General features: G+C 70.9%; 17 protein-coding genes. 5 read left to right on the top strand and 12 right to left on the bottom strand.

Annotated features, from left to right (window positions below):
- Positions 1–30: 30 nt before the first annotated feature.
- The 8 genes from ACTWPT_RS21130 to ACTWPT_RS21165 all read right to left on the bottom strand — a co-directional run bounded on the left by ACTWPT_RS21130 (position 31) and on the right by ACTWPT_RS21165 (position 9,457).
- Positions 31–729, bottom strand: coding sequence for a class I SAM-dependent methyltransferase (locus ACTWPT_RS21130; protein ID WP_443179133.1), 699 nt, complete (start codon positions 727–729; stop codon positions 31–33).
- A 6-nt stretch (positions 730–735) separates the two neighbouring features.
- On the bottom strand, positions 736–1,953 hold the full coding sequence (locus ACTWPT_RS21135) for a glycosyltransferase (protein WP_443179134.1): 1,218 nt from the start codon (positions 1,951–1,953) through the stop codon (positions 736–738).
- Between the two features lie 109 nt (positions 1,954–2,062).
- The gene (locus tag ACTWPT_RS21140) at positions 2,063–4,303 is read right to left on the bottom strand and encodes a hypothetical protein (protein ID WP_443179135.1); all 2,241 of its coding nucleotides are present in this window, start codon (positions 4,301–4,303) and stop codon (positions 2,063–2,065) included.
- Between the two features lie 94 nt (positions 4,304–4,397).
- Entirely contained in the window at positions 4,398–5,597 is a 1,200-nt protein-coding gene (locus ACTWPT_RS21145; RefSeq protein ID WP_443179136.1) for an acyl-CoA reductase, read from the bottom strand.
- 77 nt (positions 5,598–5,674) lie between these two features.
- A complete protein-coding gene (locus ACTWPT_RS21150) occupies positions 5,675–6,703 on the bottom strand; it encodes a LuxE/PaaK family acyltransferase (RefSeq protein ID WP_443179137.1) in 1,029 nt (342 codons plus the stop codon).
- 222 nt (positions 6,704–6,925) lie between these two features.
- Positions 6,926–8,284 carry an AMP-binding protein gene (locus tag ACTWPT_RS21155; protein ID WP_443179138.1) on the bottom strand — a complete coding sequence of 453 codons (1,359 nt, stop codon included), beginning with the start codon at positions 8,282–8,284 and terminating at the stop codon, positions 6,926–6,928.
- Positions 8,281–9,234, bottom strand: a complete 954-nt coding sequence (locus tag ACTWPT_RS21160; RefSeq protein WP_443179139.1) for an SDR family NAD(P)-dependent oxidoreductase — start codon at positions 9,232–9,234, stop codon at positions 8,281–8,283. Before ACTWPT_RS21160 ends, ACTWPT_RS21155 begins: the two co-directional genes overlap by 4 nt.
- Positions 9,209–9,457, bottom strand: coding sequence for an acyl carrier protein (locus ACTWPT_RS21165; RefSeq protein WP_443179140.1), 249 nt, complete (start codon positions 9,455–9,457; stop codon positions 9,209–9,211). The genes ACTWPT_RS21160 and ACTWPT_RS21165 overlap by 26 nt, the downstream gene beginning before the upstream one ends.
- Before the next feature lie 162 nt (positions 9,458–9,619).
- Between ACTWPT_RS21165 and ACTWPT_RS21170 the strand changes: the two genes are divergently transcribed.
- The 3 genes from ACTWPT_RS21170 (at position 9,620) to ACTWPT_RS21180 (ending at position 14,187) form a co-directional block, all read left to right on the top strand.
- Positions 9,620–10,540, top strand: coding sequence for a hypothetical protein (locus ACTWPT_RS21170; RefSeq protein WP_443179141.1), 921 nt, complete (start codon positions 9,620–9,622; stop codon positions 10,538–10,540).
- Between the two features lie 110 nt (positions 10,541–10,650).
- Positions 10,651–12,285, top strand: a complete 1,635-nt coding sequence (locus ACTWPT_RS21175; protein ID WP_443179142.1) for a hypothetical protein — start codon at positions 10,651–10,653, stop codon at positions 12,283–12,285.
- A 15-nt stretch (positions 12,286–12,300) separates the two neighbouring features.
- The gene (locus ACTWPT_RS21180) at positions 12,301–14,187 is read left to right on the top strand and encodes a glycosyltransferase family 2 protein (protein ID WP_443179143.1); all 1,887 of its coding nucleotides are present in this window, start codon (positions 12,301–12,303) and stop codon (positions 14,185–14,187) included.
- Here the strand turns inward: ACTWPT_RS21180 and ACTWPT_RS21185 are convergent.
- Together ACTWPT_RS21185 and pseB are read right to left on the bottom strand one after the other, a co-directional pair.
- Positions 14,184–15,308: a DegT/DnrJ/EryC1/StrS family aminotransferase gene (locus ACTWPT_RS21185; RefSeq protein WP_443179144.1), complete on the bottom strand. Its 1,125-nt coding sequence runs from the start codon at positions 15,306–15,308 to the stop codon at positions 14,184–14,186. The two genes, ACTWPT_RS21180 and ACTWPT_RS21185, sit on opposite strands and share 4 nt — an antisense overlap.
- Positions 15,308–16,285: a UDP-N-acetylglucosamine 4,6-dehydratase (inverting) gene (gene pseB / locus ACTWPT_RS21190; protein WP_443179145.1), complete on the bottom strand. Its 978-nt coding sequence runs from the start codon at positions 16,283–16,285 to the stop codon at positions 15,308–15,310. The genes ACTWPT_RS21185 and pseB overlap by 1 nt, the downstream gene beginning before the upstream one ends.
- A gap of 103 nt (positions 16,286–16,388) precedes the next feature.
- Between pseB and ACTWPT_RS21195 the strand changes: the two genes are divergently transcribed.
- Both ACTWPT_RS21195 and ACTWPT_RS21200 read left to right on the top strand, forming a co-directional pair.
- Positions 16,389–17,123: a cytidylyltransferase domain-containing protein gene (locus tag ACTWPT_RS21195; RefSeq protein ID WP_443179146.1), complete on the top strand. Its 735-nt coding sequence runs from the start codon at positions 16,389–16,391 to the stop codon at positions 17,121–17,123.
- Positions 17,120–18,088, top strand: coding sequence for a PseG/SpsG family protein (locus ACTWPT_RS21200; RefSeq protein WP_443179147.1), 969 nt, complete (start codon positions 17,120–17,122; stop codon positions 18,086–18,088). Before ACTWPT_RS21195 ends, ACTWPT_RS21200 begins: the two co-directional genes overlap by 4 nt.
- A gap of 3 nt (positions 18,089–18,091) precedes the next feature.
- Here ACTWPT_RS21200 and pseI read toward each other — a convergent pair whose 3' ends face one another.
- Together pseI and ACTWPT_RS21210 are read right to left on the bottom strand one after the other, a co-directional pair.
- Positions 18,092–19,135, bottom strand: coding sequence for a pseudaminic acid synthase (gene pseI, locus ACTWPT_RS21205; protein WP_443179148.1), 1,044 nt, complete (start codon positions 19,133–19,135; stop codon positions 18,092–18,094).
- Positions 19,132–19,623 (bottom strand): GNAT family N-acetyltransferase, encoded by a 492-nt coding sequence (locus ACTWPT_RS21210; protein WP_443179149.1) that lies wholly within the window; start codon positions 19,621–19,623, stop codon positions 19,132–19,134. The genes pseI and ACTWPT_RS21210 overlap by 4 nt, the downstream gene beginning before the upstream one ends.
- Positions 19,624–19,711 lie beyond the last annotated feature (88 nt).

Here is a 19,711-nt window from a genome sequence, read left to right on the forward strand (position 1 = left end):
ACAGCCTAGGCCAACGCCGCCCGCCCGTTCTCACTCCACGAGCCTGGCATGCAGGAACAAGCTCACGCCTTTGAGCGACTTGACCGGCAGGTACCGCTCGGCCGCGACGATCGCCGACAGGCCCGCGTTGACCACGGTGGGCATCTTCCGCAGGTCGCTGCCCTGGGAGCGGCGGCGGTGCCGGACCACGAGGGGCCGCAGGAGGACGTTCCAGCTCCAGACCCGCTGGACCTGGAGTCCCGCCTTTTCGACGACGCCGGTCAGGGAGTCGCGGTGGTACCTGCGGACGTGGCCCACGGCGTGGTCGTGGGCCGACCACAGCGCCATGTCGCACGGCACCGCGATCAACGCGTGCCCGCCGGGCGCCAATACCCTGGCGATCTCCATTGTGACCAGGTGGTCCTCGCGAATGTGCTCGAGCACGTCGAACGCGGTCACCAGATCCACGCTGTCCCGTTCGAACGGCAGCGCCCGCGCGTCCGCCCACACGGCCTTGACGCCACGTTGCCTGGCGAGCTCGACGGCCGTCTCGCTGGTGTCCGTCGCGGTCGCTTCCCAGCCCGCCTCGACCAGCACCCTGGTGTTCCCGCCGCCGGCGGCCCCGATGTCGAGCGCCCGCCCGGGACGGCCGAGCGCGCGCAACTCTCGGCGGAGGATGGCCCGGCGCTCGCGGTACCACCAGTGGTGGTCCTCCAGCGCGATCAGGCGGCGGATCTCTGCGGTTTCCATGGTTGTTCAGCCCCTCCTGCGAGAGAAGACCCAGCGGTCCAGCGCGGTGAAGCGGATCACGGTGAGCAGGCAGTACGTGGCCACGACGGCGCCGACCTCCGCCGGTCGCCCGGCGGCCGGCGGCACCGCCAGCACGGCGGCAGTGGTGAGCGCGTAGTTGGTGGCGGAAAGCACCGCAGCGCGGAAATGCATGGTGCTGCGTCGCACCCGGCCGAACGTCCACCGGCGATTCGCCTCGGTGTTGACGATTCCCGTGAGGGCGAGTGCGGCCAAATTCGCGGTCGCCGGAGACCAGAATTCGCACAGTGGGAGGTAAATGAGCGTGAACAGGATGACGGAGAACAGACCTATCGCGGCGAATGAGGAGAATTTTGCCAGCGTCACCGCTCGCGTCCGGGCCACGACCGCGTCCGGATGCCTCGGCACGGGCTCGGACCTGCTCACCCGGACCCTGGCCCGGCCCGTCGACATCGACCACGCCAGCCTGGCCAGCCCCTTCAGGTCGTCGACCGCGGTCTTGACCACGCGTACCCGCGAGTCCATGTCCTCGATCCAGTCGACCGGCACCTCGTGCACCCGCAGCCCGTTGTGCTCGGCCAGCAGGAGCAGCTCGGTGTCGAAGAACCAGCCGTCGTCCTCGATCTTGTCCATGAGCGGCCGCACCACGTCGGTCCTGGCTGCTTTGAAACCGCACTGGGCGTCGCTGAACCCGGCGCCGAAACCGTACCTGAGCAGGGCGTTGTAGGAACGCGACACCACCTCGCGGCGCAGCGAGCGGCGGGTGCGCGCGCTGTGCGCGAGCCGGGTGCCGATGGCGATCTCGGAGTGTCCGCTGGCCACCGCCGCGACCAGCGGGAACAGGGCGTCGAGGTCGGTCGACAGGTCGACGTCCATGTACGCGACGATGTCGGCCGGGCTGTCCCGCCAGGCCGCGCGCAACGCGGCGCCTCGGCCGCGCACGCCGATCCTGCGGGCCTGCACCTGGTCGAACTCCCCGGCCAGCGCGGTGGCGACCGGCCAGGTGGCGTCGGTGCTGCCGTTGTCCACGATCGTGATGCGCCACGGCAGCGGGAAGCCGCCGTCGAGGAAATCGGCCAGCGTACGCACGCAGCCGGGCAGGGCACGCTCCTCGTTGAGCACGGGGATGACGATGTCGACGCTGGCGAGCCGGGCCGCAGTGTTGAGGACGCGGGGGGCCGGCTTCGTGGCGGCACGCGTGTCCATGAATTCCCTGATCCTTTGCCTGTGGCCGTACGTCCAGGGAAATGTTGCTCGGGACGTCCAACGGGGCGCGCGCGGTTTCCCATCACCATTCCGCCGAGCGGGGGTTACTTTACTTATCGGTGAGCTCGTAAACCGAAAAGGACGCGCTGCGAAACCGTAGCCGGGCGAATTTCCACAGGTCCGGATTCGGCCCGGTGAAGAGCCATTTGACCCCGTATTCTCGGGCGAGGCGCCGGACTTTCTCCGCCGTCGGCGCCGCGAACACCGCATCGTTCGCCGCCAGCCGGGTGGGGTCTCCGAACGGCATGCTCAGGTACGGCGTCACGAACAACCGGATGCGCGACTGCGTGCTCTCGGCGTACCCCCATCCCTCCACGAGCACCCGCCGCTCGGTGAATCCCGACACCCAGTAGTGCCTGCTGTCGCACGGAGGCCACGCGACGGGACGGCAATGCAGGTCGGTGGCCACCACGTCGGCGGGGGAGGAGTGGTCGCGCAACCACCGGCCGGCCTCCAGCGCGCCCTCGGGGATCAGCCGCTCACGCTCCCCCGGCGCCGGCGTGACGTGCGCGACCACGTCACGCACGGAGGCCGGAACCGAATACCCCGCGAGCAGCGCCACCACCGCCAGCACGGAGCCGCACCGCCACACCACCACCGCCGCGACCGCCAGCGTCAGGTACGGCACCACGACCCGCTCCAGCGCACCCCCGGGCACGTCGAGCTGCGCGGCAACCACGGAGACGCCCGCCCCGAACCCCGTCCACGCCACGGCTCGCACCCGCCAGGGCCTGTTCATGGTCGCGCCCGCTTCGCTCCTCGTTGGCTCGTTCCTCGCTCTCTCGTCGCGAGCTCCTGCGCTCCGGTAGGCCAGCATCCCGCACACGGCCGCGATCGACAGGTAGGGCCGGACGCCTTCCAGGAAGTAGAGCTGCGATCCCGACGGATGTCCCAGCACCGTGGCCGCGCCGATTCCCGCGACGCCCATTCCGAGCAACAACACCATCGGAGGCTCCAGCGCCCGCCGCCCGAGCCCTGCCACCCCGCCCCACACACAAACGAGGCAGAACAGGTGCACGAGGGTCAGCACCACCAACGGGCCCAGAGACGCGGAGGCAAGCGCGGGCATCTCGATGCCGGCCACCGCCCCCCACACCACCCGCATCGTCGCGAACGGCGAGACGGTCATCCCCTGAGACGCCCGCCCGAACACCACGAACTGGGCGATGAGCAAGCACACGGACGTGACCGCCGCCGCGGCCGTCCACCTGCGCGGCAGCCGCCGCTCCACGACCCACCGCACGGCCACCATGGCCAGCAACCCCGCCAGCAGCAACGGCAGGAACGTGGCCTTCGCCCCGGTCAGCGCCAGCAGCAGCACGACCAGCACTACCCACCCTCGTCGCGTCCAGCCGGCGACCAGCAGCACCACCACAGGCGCGAACAACAACGCCCCGAACGTCTGCGTGGGACTCGCCCAGGCGGTGAACATCGACCGCGCCGTGAAGGACACGCCGTCCTGCAGGACCGGGCTGAACAGGAAGTACGTCACCCCGACCGCCGCCGCCCCCGCACCCCAGCGACCGCCGAGCCGCCGCCCCAGCACCGCCACCAGCACGACCATCGCCGCCGTCATCGGCAGGGTGGACAACTTGTACACCAGCGTCACCGGCTCGATCCCGGTGACCCAGCTCGTGGCGGCCATGTCGGCGTAGACGAACCAGTGGTAGGAGAGCCGCTCGCCCAGCACGGACGGCAGCGTGGGCGGAAGGTGGTGCTTGACCTCGCCGACCAGGGCCAGGTGGTACGGCATGTCCACGTACGCGCTCGCGATCGGCACCCGGTACAGGGACAACGTGCTCCACGTGATCAGGTAGCCGACCACCCCTGCCAGCGCCCATGCACACCACCTGGGCATCCGCTCCGCATCGGCCTCGCCCCGCCAGTGCCGCCGCAGCCCCGGCACGACCAGGAAGGTGCCGAGCACGGCGACGGGCGGGACCAGCACGAGCAGCGGCATCCCGGCCGCCCTGGCCGGGATGTAGGCCAGGATCTCCACCGCGTACCCGAGCGCAAGACCGGCCGCGACGTCCTCGGCCGTCGATCGCCCGCCCCTGGTCAGCGCCCGCCAGAGCAGCGTCCCCGGAAGCGCCACCCCGATCCCGACGTACGCCGCGAACACCGCCAGATCGCGCGCCGAAACCCCGCACCACAGGAACACGGCCACCGCGCCGGCGGCCACGATCCCCGCAGGCCACCACCCCGAGCTCAGCCGGCGGCCCGAGCTCAGCCGACGCCCCGAGGAACGCGCCGGACCGGCATGAGTGCTCTCGGGCGGCGCGATCGTCATGCGATCAGAGACCACCGGCACATCACCACGCGAACGCGTTGCATGATCGTCATCGGATGACCGTCATCAGGCCTGCGAACGCTGCGGGCCATCGTCATCGGATCACCGTCACCAGCCGTGTGAACTCGACCGGCAGATCGACTCCGTCCCACACCCGATGGAAACTGAGCGCGCTGCCGACCGGCACCATTCGGTCCACCCCGCGCCCGGTCAGCGCCCTGGCCAGCTCTTCCAGCTCAGTCCGCCCGAACCCGAAATGAGTCATCGTCTGATCCCGTCGCTCGACCAGTCCGGCCAGCTCGGCCGGCGACCCGAGCCTGGCATGGGCGAACGTCCCCGCGCCCAGCCACCGCCTCGGCGCTTCGGTGGCGGCCGCCAAGGTCACGTTGGCCAGCGCGTTCCCGCGGAACTCCACGCTCTCCGCGACCCCTTCGGCGGCCAGCCCGTACGTGGAGACCCGCTTCTCCACGGCCATCGCCGCGTCGACACCCCAGCCGCGTGCCGTGACCACCTGCGACACGTGATCGACGAAGTCGGCTCGCGCCGCGTCGCAATCGGCCTCCGCGCCCACCCAGAACACGGTCCGCGGCGACGAGCAGGCCGCCTGGTCGAACCAGTAGGTGTCGTTGACGAACCCCTCCGCCACGGTCACCCGCGCGGCTCGCGGCGCGCACAACCACGCCGCCGCCCGTATCACGGCGAACGAGGAACGATCAGGGAAGGCCAGGTCACGGGCGTGCGGTGGGACCGGGTGCCGCCGCACGTCCTGCACGGTACGGTCGCCGCCCCACACCACCCGCAGGTCGCAGGCCGCGGAGAGTGCGGCGGTGACGGCCTCGGCTTCGCGATCGTAGGAGACGATCCGCTGCGTCTCGCCGACGACGGGGTCGGCTTCCCGCAGCGCCTCGTGCAGTGTCTCCACGATCACCTCGGCGACCGCGCCGGAACGCGGCGAGAGGCGTACGACGTTGCGGTTGCCCATCAGGGCCGACAGAGCCCAGGAGTAGATGAAGACCGTGTCCACGTTCGCGGGCGGGATGTGGAAGATCAGGCCGCGTGGCACGCGTACGTGCTCGCCGGCCATCCCCTCGACCGTGCGGGCCAGCTCACTGGGCCGCAGGAAGAACCCGAGCGACCCGAGCTCCGGATACCGCCGGGCCAGGGTCGGCCGCAACAGCCGCCTCCCGAACGCCGCCAGGAAGTCCCGAACCCGCTCATCCCCGACCTCGAGCCCTCCCCGCACCTGCCCGAGCAGCATCTCCACGGGCACGCGTTCCTCTCGCGGAAACCGCACCCGCACCACTCGTCCAGAAGCATCGCGGTGCGGCTCCGCCATCAGCGGCGCAGGAGTCGGTGTCGTGTTGTCCTGCATCAGCCGCCCTGCCCCATGGTGTCGCTACAACCACGTGCCTCCGCCCGGGGCAGCCTGCCGAGGACCTCGAACCGCTTCCCCGGCCAGGCCCCGTCGTCGACGCCCCGCACCACGCCCATATCCTCGGTGAGCAGCACATGCCCGGGATACGACGTCGGCAGCGTGCTGACGACTTCGATCAGCCCGGGCACGCCGTTCGGCGTCTCCTGCCACGTCTCCGGATCACGAATCACGACATTGGCGAAATCGGGGCAGTAGAGCCCATCCCCATCGGGCCCTTCCAGAAAGATCGTCCCGATCTGCTCGACCATCCCATAGAAGTTGTGCACCCTGGTCAGCCCGCACTCCGCCGCCAGCCGCCGCCGGAACTCGGCATTGTCCACCGCCTGCTCGGCCAGCCGCTTCCACCCACCGGAGTGGATCAGCACCCCCTGCGACAGATCCGCCCCCAGGTCCCGCAGCCAGAGCCACACCATGAACGTGAACCCGAAGATCAGGAACCGCCGGCTCCCGTGCCGCTCCAGGAACCCCTTGACGGCCTCCGCGTCCACCCGCCCCTGCTCGTCCAGCACGAACGTGTGATCCCTGCCAAAGTTCATCATCCCGAGCACCCCGGCCCCGCGAGCGCTCAACGTCGGATCGCGCACCACGGACCGGCTGTCCACGACCAACATCGGCAGCCGCCGCTCACCCAGCACCACTCTCAGCGTGGCCGCCAGCATGCGCGTCTGGGCCGCGGCCGCCTCCCGGTCGAGATAGACCCGGCTCGGCTGCTGCCCGGTCGTCCCGCTGGAGGTCAGCACCCTGAACACCTGGTCCTGCGGCACGCTGCGCAACTCATGCGTCTTGAACAGCCGCACCGGCAGCCACGGCAGGTCCATCAACCGTTCGTACGGCGGCACCGCACCGATCGCGTCGAGAATCCGACGGTACGGCCGGCAAGCAGCCCTGTGCCGATCGGTCAGCGCGGCCAGCTCGGGCACCAGCACTGCCTCCCGCTCGGCCTCACCCATCGTGAAAACGCTCACCCCGGGCCCCTCCACCCCATTGACCACATCCGCACCTGCCCCGACCCCATGCCGTCCCTGTCCTTCCGCGGTTCCCCTCGTGATCTCACGTCGCGTCCGGAATCCAGGTCGCCTCTGGGAGGGCGTCGGCTTGCTGCATCCGGGGGAGTGTTGCCTGGCCGTGGGATGCGCAGAGTGCCAAGTGGGGCGGCGCGCCACGCACCGGGGCGAACGTCGGGGGCGTCATGGACGGGCTTCCAGGGCGCGGTAGTCGATCTTGCCGGTGGCCAGCAGGGGCAGACGGTCGATGCCGCGTACGTCGAACCCGCTCCAATGCACCCGCAGCTCGGCCCCCAGCCGCCGTGCCAGTCCCACGCACCCGGCCGCGTCCAGACCCTCGGCCCACACCGTCACCCGATCGTCCCCGCTGGTGGCCGCCACCGGGCCGGAGTCGCGCAACAGGCGCTCGACGTCGTCCAGGTTCACCCGCACGCCGAAGATCTTGGCGATCCTCTTGAGGCGTCCCGTGATGAAGAGGAAGCCCTCGGAGTCCAGCCGCCCCAGATCGCCGGTACGCAGCACACCGCCTAGATCGTCCCCTCGGGCCAAGTCCGCCGCCGTCTCCGCGTACCCCATCATGACGTTGGGGCCGTGATAGACGACCTCGCCGTCCTCGACCGCCAGCCGGCCCCCGGGAACGGCCACCCCCACCGAGCCCGGCTTGTCGGCGAGCCGGTGCGGGGGCAGGACCGCGATGCGGGCGGTGGCCTCCGTCTGCCCATACATGACGAAGAACCGGTCCGCCTTCTCCGAGAACTCCGCGATCAGCTCCGGGCTGAGCCGCCCGCCGGCCTGGGTGAGCGTGGCGATCGTCGGATGTTCCGACCGGTCGTAGCGGAGCCGGCGCAACATCTCGTACTGGTAGGGGACGGCGGCCAGTGACGTGCACCGGTGCGCGTCCAGGTGCGTCCAGAAGGACCGCTCCAGCAGCCCCGCCTCCGTCAGCATCACGGTCGCGCCCGCCATCAGATGGCTGTTGAGCACCGACAGGCCGTAGCTGTAGTGCAGCGGCAGGCTCGTGGGCGCGATCTCGCCGGGCGTGATGGACAGCGCCGTGGCGATGGCCTGGGCGTTGGCCAGGACGGCCGCGCGGGACAGGCGTACGAGCTTGGGGTTGCCGGTGGAGCCCGAGGTGGCGAGGAGGACGGCGAGGTCGGGATGCGGATCAGGTAGGTCGCGCCGCGCCGGCGGCGAGCCATCGGCCGCGTGCGTGAACCCGATCACAGCGGCCGGCCGGAACCGGCCCACCAGGTCGGCCAGCGTCCCGGGCGGGAGGTCCGGATCCAGCAGCGCGATCGGCCGGCCGGAACGCCAGGCGGCGAGGTAACGCAGCACGGACACGAGGTTGTTGCGCATACCGCAAAACAGCGGCCCTGGCCGCAACCGGGAGAGAGCCTCGGCCGCACGCCTGATGTGCTTGACCAGCTCATAGCCGCCCACGCCCGCCGCTTCCCCGGCCACCACGAGCCGCGCCTCCGAGTGCGGGAAGACCCCACCCCCGAGCACGGCCTGCGGCTGCGGCGATGGCCTGGGAAAGGTCATGGCGTCAGCCCGCCGTCCACGCCGATGACCTGCCCGGTGATGAAGCCCGCAGCAGGCGAGAGCAGGAACGCGACGGTGCCGGCCACGTCCTCGGGCGTGCCGAGGCGGCCGAGCGGGGTGGCTGCGATCGTCGCCTCCCGGGCGTCACCGTCGAGCGTGGCGAGCATGTCCGTCTGGATGTAGCCAGGGGCCACGGCATTGACCCTGACCCCGGCCGGGCCCAGCTCCTTGGCCGCGGCCAGGGTGAGGCCGATGACCGCCGCCTTGGTCGCGGAGTAGACCGCCTGTCCCCGGCCGCCCGCGCGGCCCATGACCGAGGAGACCAGCACCACGGCGGGAAGGGTGCTCCGGCGCAGCAGCCTGAGCGAGGCCTGCAGCGTGTGCGTCGCGCCCATCGCGTTGACCTCGAACAACCGGTTGACCGTGTCGCTGCGGACCAGGCCGAGCGGGCCCGCGGCGTGGATGCCGGCATTGATCACGAGGGCGTCGAGCCGGCCATGACGCTGGTAGATCTGCCGCATCATGGCCGAGACGAGCGATGGGTCCGCCACGTCACCGTGGACCGGGTGCGCCGGCCCGCCGGTCTGCGCCGCCACCTCGGCGGCGGCCTTGGAGGCACGCTCCTCGTCGCGGCCGTGCACCTCGACGGCGTATCCGGTCGCGGCCAGCCACATCGCGATCGCCCGCCCGATGCCTGCCGTCGATCCCGTGACGAGCGCGACGCGCTGTTCGGACGACGACGACGACAACGACGACGGCTGCTGCTCCGCTCTCGTGGCGGCCGAGCCTTCGCATCTCGGGGCAACCGGACGTTCGCGCGGCGGTGGCTCCGACGGCGTCGTGGCGCCCGGCTCCGACGATATGGCGGTGCGGCGCTCAGGCGGCAGGGCGGTGCGGCGCGCAGCCGGCACGGCGGTGCGGGGCTCAGACGGCGGCAGCGCCGATGCCATGCTTCTCCAGCAGCTCGGCCGCCTTCGCGAACGAGCTCATGTCGATCATCTCATCGGTGTCGATCATGATGGAGAACTCGTCCTCCATTGCGGCGATCAACGCCATGTGGGCCAGCGAGTCCCACTGCGGGATAGCCCGGTATTCGAGGTCGTCGACGTTGGCGTCGGCGGGAAGGTTGAGCGCCCTGCGGAAGACGGCCCGCAGGCGATCGAGATGACTCATGATCACTCACTCTCTGTCCTCAAGCCACGACGTAGTGTAGCGGCAATTCCGAGTCCGGAGAAACCAAGCCCCCGCCTCGAGTAATGGAACCGTATAACAGCGGGTGAGGCCCGCTGGGCGCTGGGAATGTCGCATGGGGCGCGCCAACCGCTACAGGGGGAAATGATGGACGAAGCCAATCACTGGTACGGGCACTCCCGCATACTCAGCAGATACTGCGGCCTTCCGGACGAGGTGCCAAAACGCATCCAAGGTTTCCTTCAGCACGGATGGAACTATCTCCATGGATTTCCCCCGAACGACCACTGGTGCAGCCCCGGATACCCCCGTTTCATCTGGTCCGACGTGCTGCGCCGCCGAGGCTGGTCGATGGGCAGAAGGGGCCACTACCTCATCGGCGCCCCCTGGATTTACCTCCTTCACCTGGAGCCTGAACTGGGCGTGACGCCGAAGCGCCAGGGTACGATCTGGTATCCATTTCACGGTTGGGAGAAGCATTCCGTCAGCGGAGACCACGGCCGACTGGCCGACGAAATCCGAAATGTCGAGACCGATCCGGTCACGGTCTGTCTTTATTGGTTGGAATTCGCAAATCCGGACATTCGGCGGGCGTACGAATCGAGGGGATTTCGAGTCATTTGCCATGGCGAGCGCGGATCCCGCTGGGAGGGAAAGGGGCGCGACTTCCTGCGCAAGCAGCTGGTCCAGCTGCGGCGCCACCGCAGGGTGGCCTCCAACCGGCTCGGCAGCGCGTTGTTCTACGGCGCCTCGGTGGGGTGCGAGGTGGCTGTGTACGGGGACCCGATGCAGTTCGAGGACGAACGTCCCGAGTACGGCGGCACGGCGCGCCGCATGCGGCTCTGGCCCGAGCTGCACGGCACGCACGTCGATCCGGAGCTGTCGGCCGAGGCGGCGCGGCGCGAGCTGGGATTCGAGTATCAGGCGACACCGGAGGAACTACGGCGAATGTTCGGATGGAAGCGAGTGTGCGAGGCGGCGTACGGCGACCGAGCCGACTCGCGGAGTGAGGCCATGAGCAGGGTGGGAGTGCCGCCGTCTGGAGAAGCGGCGGGAGCGAAGTGACCCGAGCCGACTCGCGGAGTGAGGCCATGAACACGTGCATGAGTGGTGAGGCGCCCGAGAATGTCCATTTGATCGGCGGTGAAATGCTGCTTTGGTCTGACATGTCCAACATGGGCGGCACGACAGACTGGCGGGGCGCGGCACTGGAGCTGATCAGGCGGATACTCCCGCCGACCGGCCGGGTCCTGCTGGTCGGGCCGCATCCGCAGGTGGTCGTGGACGAGGTGGTGGAGCATGCCTCCGCGGCCGCCGTGCTGCTGCGGTCCTACCCTGACGCCTGCGCGCTCGGCCAACGCCATCCGGGACTGGCGGTCTTCTGCGGGCGGCTGGAGGTGTTCGCGGCGGACGAGCCGTACGACCTGGTGCTGGCGCTGGACGGGCTGCTGCGCACGCACTCCGCCGAGGCGCCGGCCGCGGCCTGGATCGAGTCACTCGACGCCCTGGCCACACTCGTCGCGCCCGGCGGGCGGCTGGTGCTCGGCGTACGCAACGACCTCGGAGTGGACCGGTTCATCGAGGCCCGGCCTGCCGACCGGGACGGCGCCGACGACCAGTGGGCCCCGCATGGCTTCGACCCCAGCTACCCCAGCGGACCTGGCGCCCTGGATGCCGCGCTGGAGTCGGCGGGGTTGACGATGCAGCGGTGCTACGCCGCGTACCCGTGCCGGCAGGCGCCCCGTGCTCTGCTCGCTCGCGAGGCCCTGACCTTCGACCTGCCGGACGCGCTCACGTTCCCGCTGGGTTCCAGGGGCGGCGACCGCATGCTGGTGGCCGACCCCTTGCGCTTGACCCGCCTGGTCTTCCGGCATCGCCTGGGGGAAGAACTCGCCCCGCTGTGGCTCGCCGTGGCCATCCGCCCCCCGCTGATCACCAGGAGCCAGGCACCGCCCCCCGATGAGATCCACCCGCACAACGGCCATGCCGACACGATCGCGCCGCAGGACGAACACGACGAGCACGACGAACACGCCGTCGCAGGCGAGCTGCCACTCGGCCTCATCGAGGAAGGGCCGGCCCTGCACGAGCTCACCCGCGCCGGACTCAAACAACTTCCCGACGGCGCGGAGCACCCAGTCCCCACGGGCAGGGTCGTCGAGGAGATCCTCGTCGAGGCATGCGCCCGCGAGGATGTGAAGACCGTCCGCGAGCTGCTCCAAAACCTGGCCACCTGGCTGGAGCAGGGCGGCGACGCGGCCGTCGGCACCGACAGCCTGGTGTACGACGGCGAGCGGTTCTCCGCCATCGGCCCGGTGGCGGCGCCCGTGTCCATGCCCCCCGAGCCCCGCGTCGTCCTCTGCAGGATCCTGCGCCGGTTCGCGGTCAGGCTGCTGGCGGCCGGCCACCATCACCCGTGGCCATGGCCGCTGGAGGCGGACCAGCTCACGCTGACCCTGTGCGGCATGGCCGGCCGCCCCTGCGACCCAGGCGACCTCGATCGGGCCCGCAAGTTCGACGCCGAGCTGGGGCAGCCTGCCGAGCTGGCGGAGCATGCGCCGACGTACCGTGACCTGCTGGGCGCCCGCGACCGCCTGACCGACCAGCTCACCGCCGCCCTGGCGCGCGTCGCACGGCTGGAGACCAAGTTGTCCTATCGGGAGCGTGAGCTGGTAAGGGCCAGGGCCAAGCTGCGCAGGACGCATCGAAAGGCCACCGCCTACCGCAGAACGCTCGGCTACCGGCTCTCGCGCCGCCTGGCCCGCCCGCGCAGGGTCGCCCGCAAAGTGTTCCGCTTGTTGTCCGGCTGACGAAGAGGAGTACAGGTGCCGGTTCTGTCGGTGATCGTCCCGTTCTACAACGTCGAGAAGTACATCGGCCCCTGCCTGGACTCCATCGCCGCCCAGACCCTGAAGGATCTGGAGGTGATCTGCGTGGACGACGGCAGCGACGACGGCGGCCCGGCCGCCGTCGGGGACAGGCAGGCCGGCGACCGCCGCATCCAGCTCATCAGACAGGACAACCAGGGGGTGGGACGCGCCCGCAACGTCGGCCTGCGCCAGGCGACGGGCCGCTACCTGGCTTTCGTGGACGGCGACGACACGGTGCCCCCTGGCGCGTTCGGCCGCCTGGTGTCCTCGCTCGAATCCTCGGGCTCCGACCTGGCCTGTGGAAACGTCATGCGGATCTATCGGAACCTGCTGGTCCGGTCGTGGGCGCACAGGGAGGCGTTCGCCAAGCCCATCAAGAGCACCCACATCACCCGGCACCGGTTGCTGATCCGCGACCGCATGCTCTGGAACAAGATCTATCGCCGCTCCTTCTGGGACGAGCTCGGCCTGAGCTTCCCCGAGCGCATGTACGAGGACCAGCCCGTCGCCATGGCCGCCCACGTCGGCGCGCGCTCGGTGGACGTGCTGGCCAAGGTCGTCTACCACTGGCGGCAGCGTGACGAGCCGGGGTCCTCGATCACCCAGCGCAGCCTGGAGCCGGGCAACCTGCGCGACCGCCTCCTGTCGGTGCTGGAGACCGCCGACCTGCTGGTCCGCCGCGCGCCGCGGCTCAAGCCGGACTTCGACCGCGACACGATGGAGATCGACATGAGTGTCGCGGTGGAGGCCGTCGCCGCCATGGGCGCGTCGGCGGATCGCGCGCTGATCGACTTGATCGTCCGCTATCTCGACGGCGTGTCACCCGAGGCGTGGCAGAGTATGCCGTTCGCGCACCGGCTTCAGGTCCATCTCCTGCACGAGCGCCGCCTGACCGAGCTCGCCGACGTGCACGCCCAGGCCTGCGACGGCCGGCTGCGGCCCCGGGTGAGCCCGGCGGGGTTCGTGCGCAGGCGCTGGTACGGCCGGCACCCGTGGTTGCCGGGACGTCTGTCCGAGGTGTCGGCCGAGCTGGAGCTGTCGGCCAGGCTGGTGGAGCTCGACTGGCGGGACGGCAGGCTCGCCGGCGTCGGCTGGGCGGGCGTCGGCAGCTTCGACGTCGGCGCGCTGGGCCGGGCACACGTACGCGTCTGGCTGGAGGAACGCAGGACCGGCGAGACCGTGCAGCTGGGCGAGCAGGACTCCACGCCAGTCTGGGAGAGTCTGGCGGACGAGGACGGCGATCCGTTGCCCGAGCACGTGTTCCCGTTCACGTTCGCCCTCGATCCGGCCGCGCTGACACCGGCCCAGCTTGCCAGGCGTGGCCTCTGGGACCTGCGGCTCGACCTCAGGGGTCAGGGGCTGCGGCTCGACGGCAGGGTGGGCGGGCCGCGCTGGCTGCCGCCCGAGATACCGGCGCCGCGCCGCAGATCGGGAGTGTGGCTGGTGCCGGTGCGCACCCCCAGGGGCTACTGGGGCCTGCGGCTGCGTACAGCGGAGGCGATCATCGCGGAGTGCCGGGTGAACGGGGGCGACCTGCTGTTCTCGGGGGAGGTGTCCGACGTCGGCGACGGGGAGCCGGTGCTGCGGTTGAGACGCAGGAGCGATGGCGAGGAGATGTACTTCCCGGTGACCCTGTCGGGCCGGGACTTCCACGCCCGGGTGCCGCTGGCGGACGTCGACGAGCGGGTCGGCGACGAGTCGTGCTGGGAGGTCGTCATCGACCAGGGCAAGGCGCTGCGCCCGCTGGTGCGCACCCGCCAGCGTCCCGTCGCGACCGTCGCGGAGCGGCGGTTCCTGGTGGACCGGGGCGAGGACGGCTGCCTGCTCCTCGCCGAACGTTAGGCCAGGATCTTCGCCAGCGTCTCCACGACCCGGTCCTGGTCGGCGTCGGTGAGATCGGGGAACAGCGGCAGCGACAACTCCTCGGCGTAGTAAGCCTCGGCGCGCGGGCAGAGGCCGCGCCGGTAGCCGAGGTCCGCGAACACCGGATGCCAGTACGCGGGGACGTAGTTGACCTGCACGCCGATGCCGGCCGCCCGCATACGCTCGTAGACCTCGCGCCGCCGCCCGTCGCGGACGCGTACCGGATAGAGGTGCCAGCTCGGGGACACGTACGCCCGCTGAGCGGGAAGCCTCAGTCCCGGCACGTCGCGCAACAGCAGGTTGTAGCGGGCGACCAGCTCGCGCCGCCGCGCGCGGAAGCGGGCCAGCCGCCGCAACTGGCTGAGACCGAGCGCGCACAACACGTCAGGCAGCCGGTAGTTCAGCCCGAACGTGTGCACCTCCTGGTGCCAGCCGCCCACGTCCGGCTCGCGCTGCTCGGCGGGGTCTCTGACCAGGCCATGGTTCTTGAAGCGGGCCGCCCGCTCGTGCCGCTCGGGGTCGGCCGCCGCGACGGCGCCGCCTTCGGCGGTCGTCACGGTCTTGGTGGGGAAGAACGAGAACGTCGTCAGGTCCGCCAGCGATCCCACGGGCCGGTCCTTGTACGCCGCTCCGATCGAGTGCGCCGCGTCCCCCACCAGCGACGCGCCCACCCCGTCTGCGACCGCCCGCAGCTCGTCGTAGTCGGCGGGGTGGCCCGCGTAGTCCACCGCCGTGACCGCCCGGGTCCGGGAGCCGGCCAGCGCGGCCACGGCGTCTGGGTCGAGGTTGCCGGTGTCGGGCTGCACGTCGGCGAAGACCACCCGCGCGCCGAGCAGCGCCGCCGTGGCGGCCGTGGCCACGAACGTCAGCGGCGACGTGATCACCTCGTCGCCCGGGCGCACCTCCGCCGCCACGTACGCGACGTGCAGCGCGGCCGTGCCCGACGTGACCGACACGCACGGCACGCCACCCGTCCAGCGGGCCAGCTCCGCCTCGAACGCGGCCACCGCGGGCCCGGTGGTCAGCCAGTCGCCGCGCAGCACCTCGGCCACCGCCTCGACGTCGGACTCCGCGATCGACTGCCGCCCGTAGGGCAGCATCAGCCGGCCACCAGGGTGCGTAGGTCGTCCACCGACAACCAATGGTCGTTGGTGTCCGAGCGGTAGGCGAAGCCCTCGGGCAGCATCTCGCCGGACTGCGGCGGCGTGTAGCCCCACGTCGCGATCGTGGGCTGGACGACGAAGCGGTCGGCGAGCCGCAACGCCCTGCGGCCGTCGTCCGGGCCGATCATCTCCTCGTGCAGCTTCTCTCCGGGACGGATGCCGATCTCGTAGATCGGGCTGTCCGGCGCCAGCGCCTCGGCCAGGTCGGTGATGCGCATGCTGGGAATGCGCGGCACGTAGAGCTCGCCGCCCCGCATCAGGTCGAACGAGTCCACCACGAACCTGACCGCCTGGTCGAGCGTGATCCAGAATCGGGTCATGCGCTTGTCGGTGATCGGCAGGCTGGCGCCCTGCTCGGCCAGGCGCAGGAACAGCGGCACCACCGAGCCCCTGCTGCCCACGACGTTGCCGTAGCGGACCACGGCGAAGCGGGTCTCGTGCGCGGCCGCGTAGTGGTTGGCCGACACGAAAAGCTTGTCCGCGACGAGCTTCGTGGCCCCGTACAGGTTGATCGGGCTGGACGCCTTGTCGGTGGAGAGCGCGACCACCTTGCGCACACCGCAGTCGATGGCGGCCTCGACCACGTTCTGCGATCCGGCGACGTTGGTGCGGACGTATTCGAACGGGTTGTATTCCGCCGTGTCCACCTGCTTGAGCGCCGCCGCGTGCACGACGTGGTCGACGCCGTGCATGGCGCGGGTCAGGCGGTCGCGGTCCCTGACGTCGCCGATGAACCAGCGCAGCCGCTCGTCGTCGCTGAAGAGCTGCCTCGTCTCGTATTGCTTGAGCTCGTCGCGGGAGAAGACCACCAGGCGGCGCACCCCGAGCGTGTCGAGCGCATAGCGGATGAAGGCCTTGCCGAAGGACCCCGTCCCGCCGGTGATCAGAATCGACGATCCGCTGAGAATGCTCACGTGCCCCCCGAAAATCGCGCTTACGCACTGTTGTCGTCATGCTCGGCGGTAGCATAGCGCGATCGGCCAATGACGCACTGTCACACGGGGGAATGGGGCTGCTGTGCGTATTGTCGGGATCATTCAGGCTCGTATGGGCTCTACGCGGTTGCCTGGCAAGGTGCTGCGGCAGCTGGGGGGCGGCGGACGTTCGGTGCTGGGGTGGGTGGTTCGCGCCGTACGCGAGTCGAACGCGGTGGACGATCTCGTGGTCGCCACCACGACCGAGGATGTCGACGACGTGGTGGTCGCCGAGTGCTGCCGCCTCGGCGTGGACTGGCACAGGGGGCCGGTGGACGATGTGCTCACCCGGTTCATGCAGGCGCTGGAAGAGCGGGAAGGGGAGGCCGTGATGCGGTTCACGGCGGACTGCCCGCTGCTCGACCCCCAAATGATCAAGGAGGCGGCGCTCGTCTACCGCGCCGTGCCGGGGCTCGGCTACCTGAGCACGAGCCTGGCGCGTACCCTGCCGCGCGGGCTCGACGTGGAGATCGTCAGCCGGGAGGCTCTGGAGCGGGCCGACCGGGAGGCCGCCGCCTACCACCGTGTGCACGTGACCTCCTACGTCTACGAGCATCCAGGGGACACGCGGCTGCTCGGGCTCACTTACCAGCCCGACGCCGACGATCTGCGGGTCACGCTCGACACCGAGGACGACTGGCGGCTCATCTCCCGGGTGGTGGAGGAGCTGGGCGACGGATGTGTGCCGGTCGGGACGCTGGTGAGCTGGCTGCGCGACCGGCCGGAAGTGCGTGAGCTCAACGCCCACGTCCAGCAGAAAGCGCTCCAGGACGCGTGACGGAGGGCTTCCGGGTCGGCTTCCGCTGCGACGCCGGGGCCCGGCGGGGGGTCGGCCATCTGGTGCGTTGCGTGGCGTTGGCCGAGGAGCTGTGCGCGCGCGGGGTGCACGTCGTCTTCGTCGGTGCGGTGGACGGGTCCGAGTGGGCGCGGGCGCAGCTCCACGACCGCGGGCTCCCGCTGGTGGCCGCGCCCGCCGAGCCGGTCCGGCTGGCGGGGCTGGCCTGCGAGCTCCGGCTGGACGCCGTGGTGCTCGACTCCTACGACCTGCCCGAGGATACGGGGGCGGCGCTCAGGGACGCGGGGTCGGCGGTGCTCGCGATCGTCGACGGCGACCCGCTGGGCCAGGCGGCGGACCTTTACCTCGACCAGAACCTCGGCGCCGAACGCCGCCCCTTCCGCGCCGGTCGGCGGCTGGCCGGGGCGCGCTACGTGTTGCTGCGGGACAGTGTTCGGCGATGCGAGCGGGCGCCGCGGCGGGGCATGCCGGTACCGCGGGTGCTGTGCTTCTTCGGCGGCACCGACAGCGCGGGCGTGGTCACCGCGTGGGCGCAGGCGCTCCTGGCGACCGGCATGCCGTTCGAGGGCACGGTGGTCAGCCCGGTGCCGTTCGCGGCCGGTGACGCGATCACCGTCATCCCGCCGACGGACCGGCTGCCCGAGCTCATGGCAGAGGCCGACCTCGTGGTCACCGCGGCGGGCTCGGCCGTCTGGGAGCTGCTCCACCTCGGCGTGCCCACGGCGCTGACCTGGGTGGCCGGCAACCAGCTGATCGGCTACGAGGAGCTGGTGGGCAGGGGCGTCGCGGCCGGGCTCGGCAACACACCCGGACCACAGGCCGTCGGCACGCTGGCCCGCCTGCTCGCCGACCCCGCCGCCCGCGAGGAGCACGGCCGGCGGGGCAGCGGCCTGGTGGACGGCAAAGGCCGGGAACGCGTCGCCGACGCCCTGCTCGCGCTGCTCTGAAGCTCAGATCAGGTCCCAGCTCAGCGGCGTGCCCAGAGGGACGTCCCGGACGAAGCGCCGCCCCATCACGTCCCGCGCCGCGTCCGGAGGCAGCCCGCCGGCCGGCCGGATCGACCGCACGTTCGCCGCGCTGACCGTCTCGCCGGCCCGCACGTCGCGGACCACGTACAACGACCGCCGGAACCTCAGCCCTTCGCGTTCGGAGGCGCGCGGGCCGATCACTGCGCTCCCCAGCGCCTCCCAGGCCCGCTTGCTCTCCGTCACCAGCGCCGCCAGCTCGCCGGGCTCCAGCGAGAAAGCGGCGTCCACCCCGCCGTCGGCCCGTGCCGCGGTCACGTGCTTCTCGATCAGGCAGGCTCCCAGCGCCACGGCGGCCAGCGGGACCCCGATGCCGGGCGTGTGGTCGGAGACGCCCACCACCTCGCCCGTGAGGGCCGCCAGCAGCGGCAGCGCCCGCAGGTTGCTCTCGGCAGGCGAGGCCGGGTAGGAGGCGGTGCACGCCAGCACGGCGAGCTGCGTGCACCCGGCTTCCCTGGCGGCGGCCACGGCGGCGTGGATCTCGCCCGGCGATGCCATCCCCGTGGAGATGATCAGCGGCTTGCCGGTGCCGGCCGCCAGCCGGATCAGCGGCAGATCCACGATCTCCGACGAAGCGATCTTGTACGCCGGCACGTCGAGCTTCTCCAGGAACTCGACGGCCGTCGGATCGAACGGTGAGGAGAACACGATGAGCCCGTGCGAGCGCGCCCGCTCGAAGATCGGCTCGTGCCACTCCCATGGCGTGTGGGCCCGCTCGAAGAGCCGGTAAAGCGTCTCACCGCCCCACAACTCGTGCCCGTCGCCCACGCGGAACGCCGGCCCGTCGGCGTCGACCGTGAGCGTGTCCGGCCGGTACGTCTGCAGCTTCAGCGCATGAGCCCCGGCCGCGGCTACCGCGTCCACGATGGCCAGCGCCCGCTCCAGGCTCCCGTTGTGGTTGCCGGACAGCTCGGCCACGACGAATGGCGGATGGCCAGGACCGATCGCCCGCCCCGCAATGGAGATCATGTGTGCTCCTTCCTCAGTTCGATGGCCACGACGTCACGCGCCACCCCGTCCACGTTCCGCCGGTAGGACCCGACCTCGACGAACCCGAACCGCCTGTGCAGCAGCCTGACCGGCTCGTTGTCGGCCAGCACGGAGCCGCGCAGCGTCGTCAGTCCGAGCGGCCCGAAGGCGTGGTCGATGGCCGCCCGCTCCAGGCCGATCCACGCCCGCAGCAGCTTCCCCGACCGTTCGAGGCCGTCGAAGTCCAGGTAGAAGCCCCAGCAGGCGCTCGCCGCCGACAGGCCCGCGTACGTCACCACGCCCGCCGCGGCCCCCTCGTGGGCGTAGATCAGCACGTCTTTGGCCGGATCGGCGCGGGAGGCCGCCCACCAGCGGGCGTGCTCGTCCGCCCCGATCTCGTGTGTGGTGAAGCTGGCGGCCCGCACCCGCGGGTGGTTGCGCCAGCGCAGCATGACCGGCAGATCGTCGTCCCGGACGCCTCTCAGCATCGCGCCCCCTACTAAGCGTGATACATCTCTTGCACAACGTAGCGGATGACGCGTCGGGTAAAGAGCTCATCAGGCTCGGGTCTTGAGC

The sequence above is a fragment of the Nonomuraea sp. 3N208 genome (assembly GCF_052245935.1).
Lineage (GTDB): Bacteria > Actinomycetota > Actinomycetes > Streptosporangiales > Streptosporangiaceae > Nonomuraea.

Coding starts and splice junctions, on each gene's coding strand:
- ACTWPT_RS21130 (WP_443179133.1), bottom strand. CDS start 729: ATGGAAACCGCAGAGATCCGCCGCCTGATCGCGCTGGAGGACCACCAC.
- ACTWPT_RS21135 (WP_443179134.1), bottom strand. CDS start 1,953: ATGGACACGCGTGCCGCCACGAAGCCGGCCCCCCGCGTCCTCAACACT.
- ACTWPT_RS21140 (WP_443179135.1), bottom strand. CDS start 4,303: ATGACGATCGCGCCGCCCGAGAGCACTCATGCCGGTCCGGCGCGTTCC.
- ACTWPT_RS21155 (WP_443179138.1), bottom strand. CDS start 8,284: ATGACCTTTCCCAGGCCATCGCCGCAGCCGCAGGCCGTGCTCGGGGGT.
- ACTWPT_RS21160 (WP_443179139.1), bottom strand. CDS start 9,234: ATGGCATCGGCGCTGCCGCCGTCTGAGCCCCGCACCGCCGTGCCGGCT.
- ACTWPT_RS21165 (WP_443179140.1), bottom strand. CDS start 9,457: ATGAGTCATCTCGATCGCCTGCGGGCCGTCTTCCGCAGGGCGCTCAAC.
- ACTWPT_RS21170 (WP_443179141.1), top strand. CDS start 9,620: ATGATGGACGAAGCCAATCACTGGTACGGGCACTCCCGCATACTCAGC.
- ACTWPT_RS21175 (WP_443179142.1), top strand. CDS start 10,651: ATGGGCGGCACGACAGACTGGCGGGGCGCGGCACTGGAGCTGATCAGG.
- ACTWPT_RS21185 (WP_443179144.1), bottom strand. CDS start 15,308: ATGCTGCCCTACGGGCGGCAGTCGATCGCGGAGTCCGACGTCGAGGCG.
- pseI (WP_443179148.1), bottom strand. CDS start 19,135: ATGATCTCCATTGCGGGGCGGGCGATCGGTCCTGGCCATCCGCCATTC.
- ACTWPT_RS21210 (WP_443179149.1), bottom strand. CDS start 19,623: ATGCTGAGAGGCGTCCGGGACGACGATCTGCCGGTCATGCTGCGCTGG.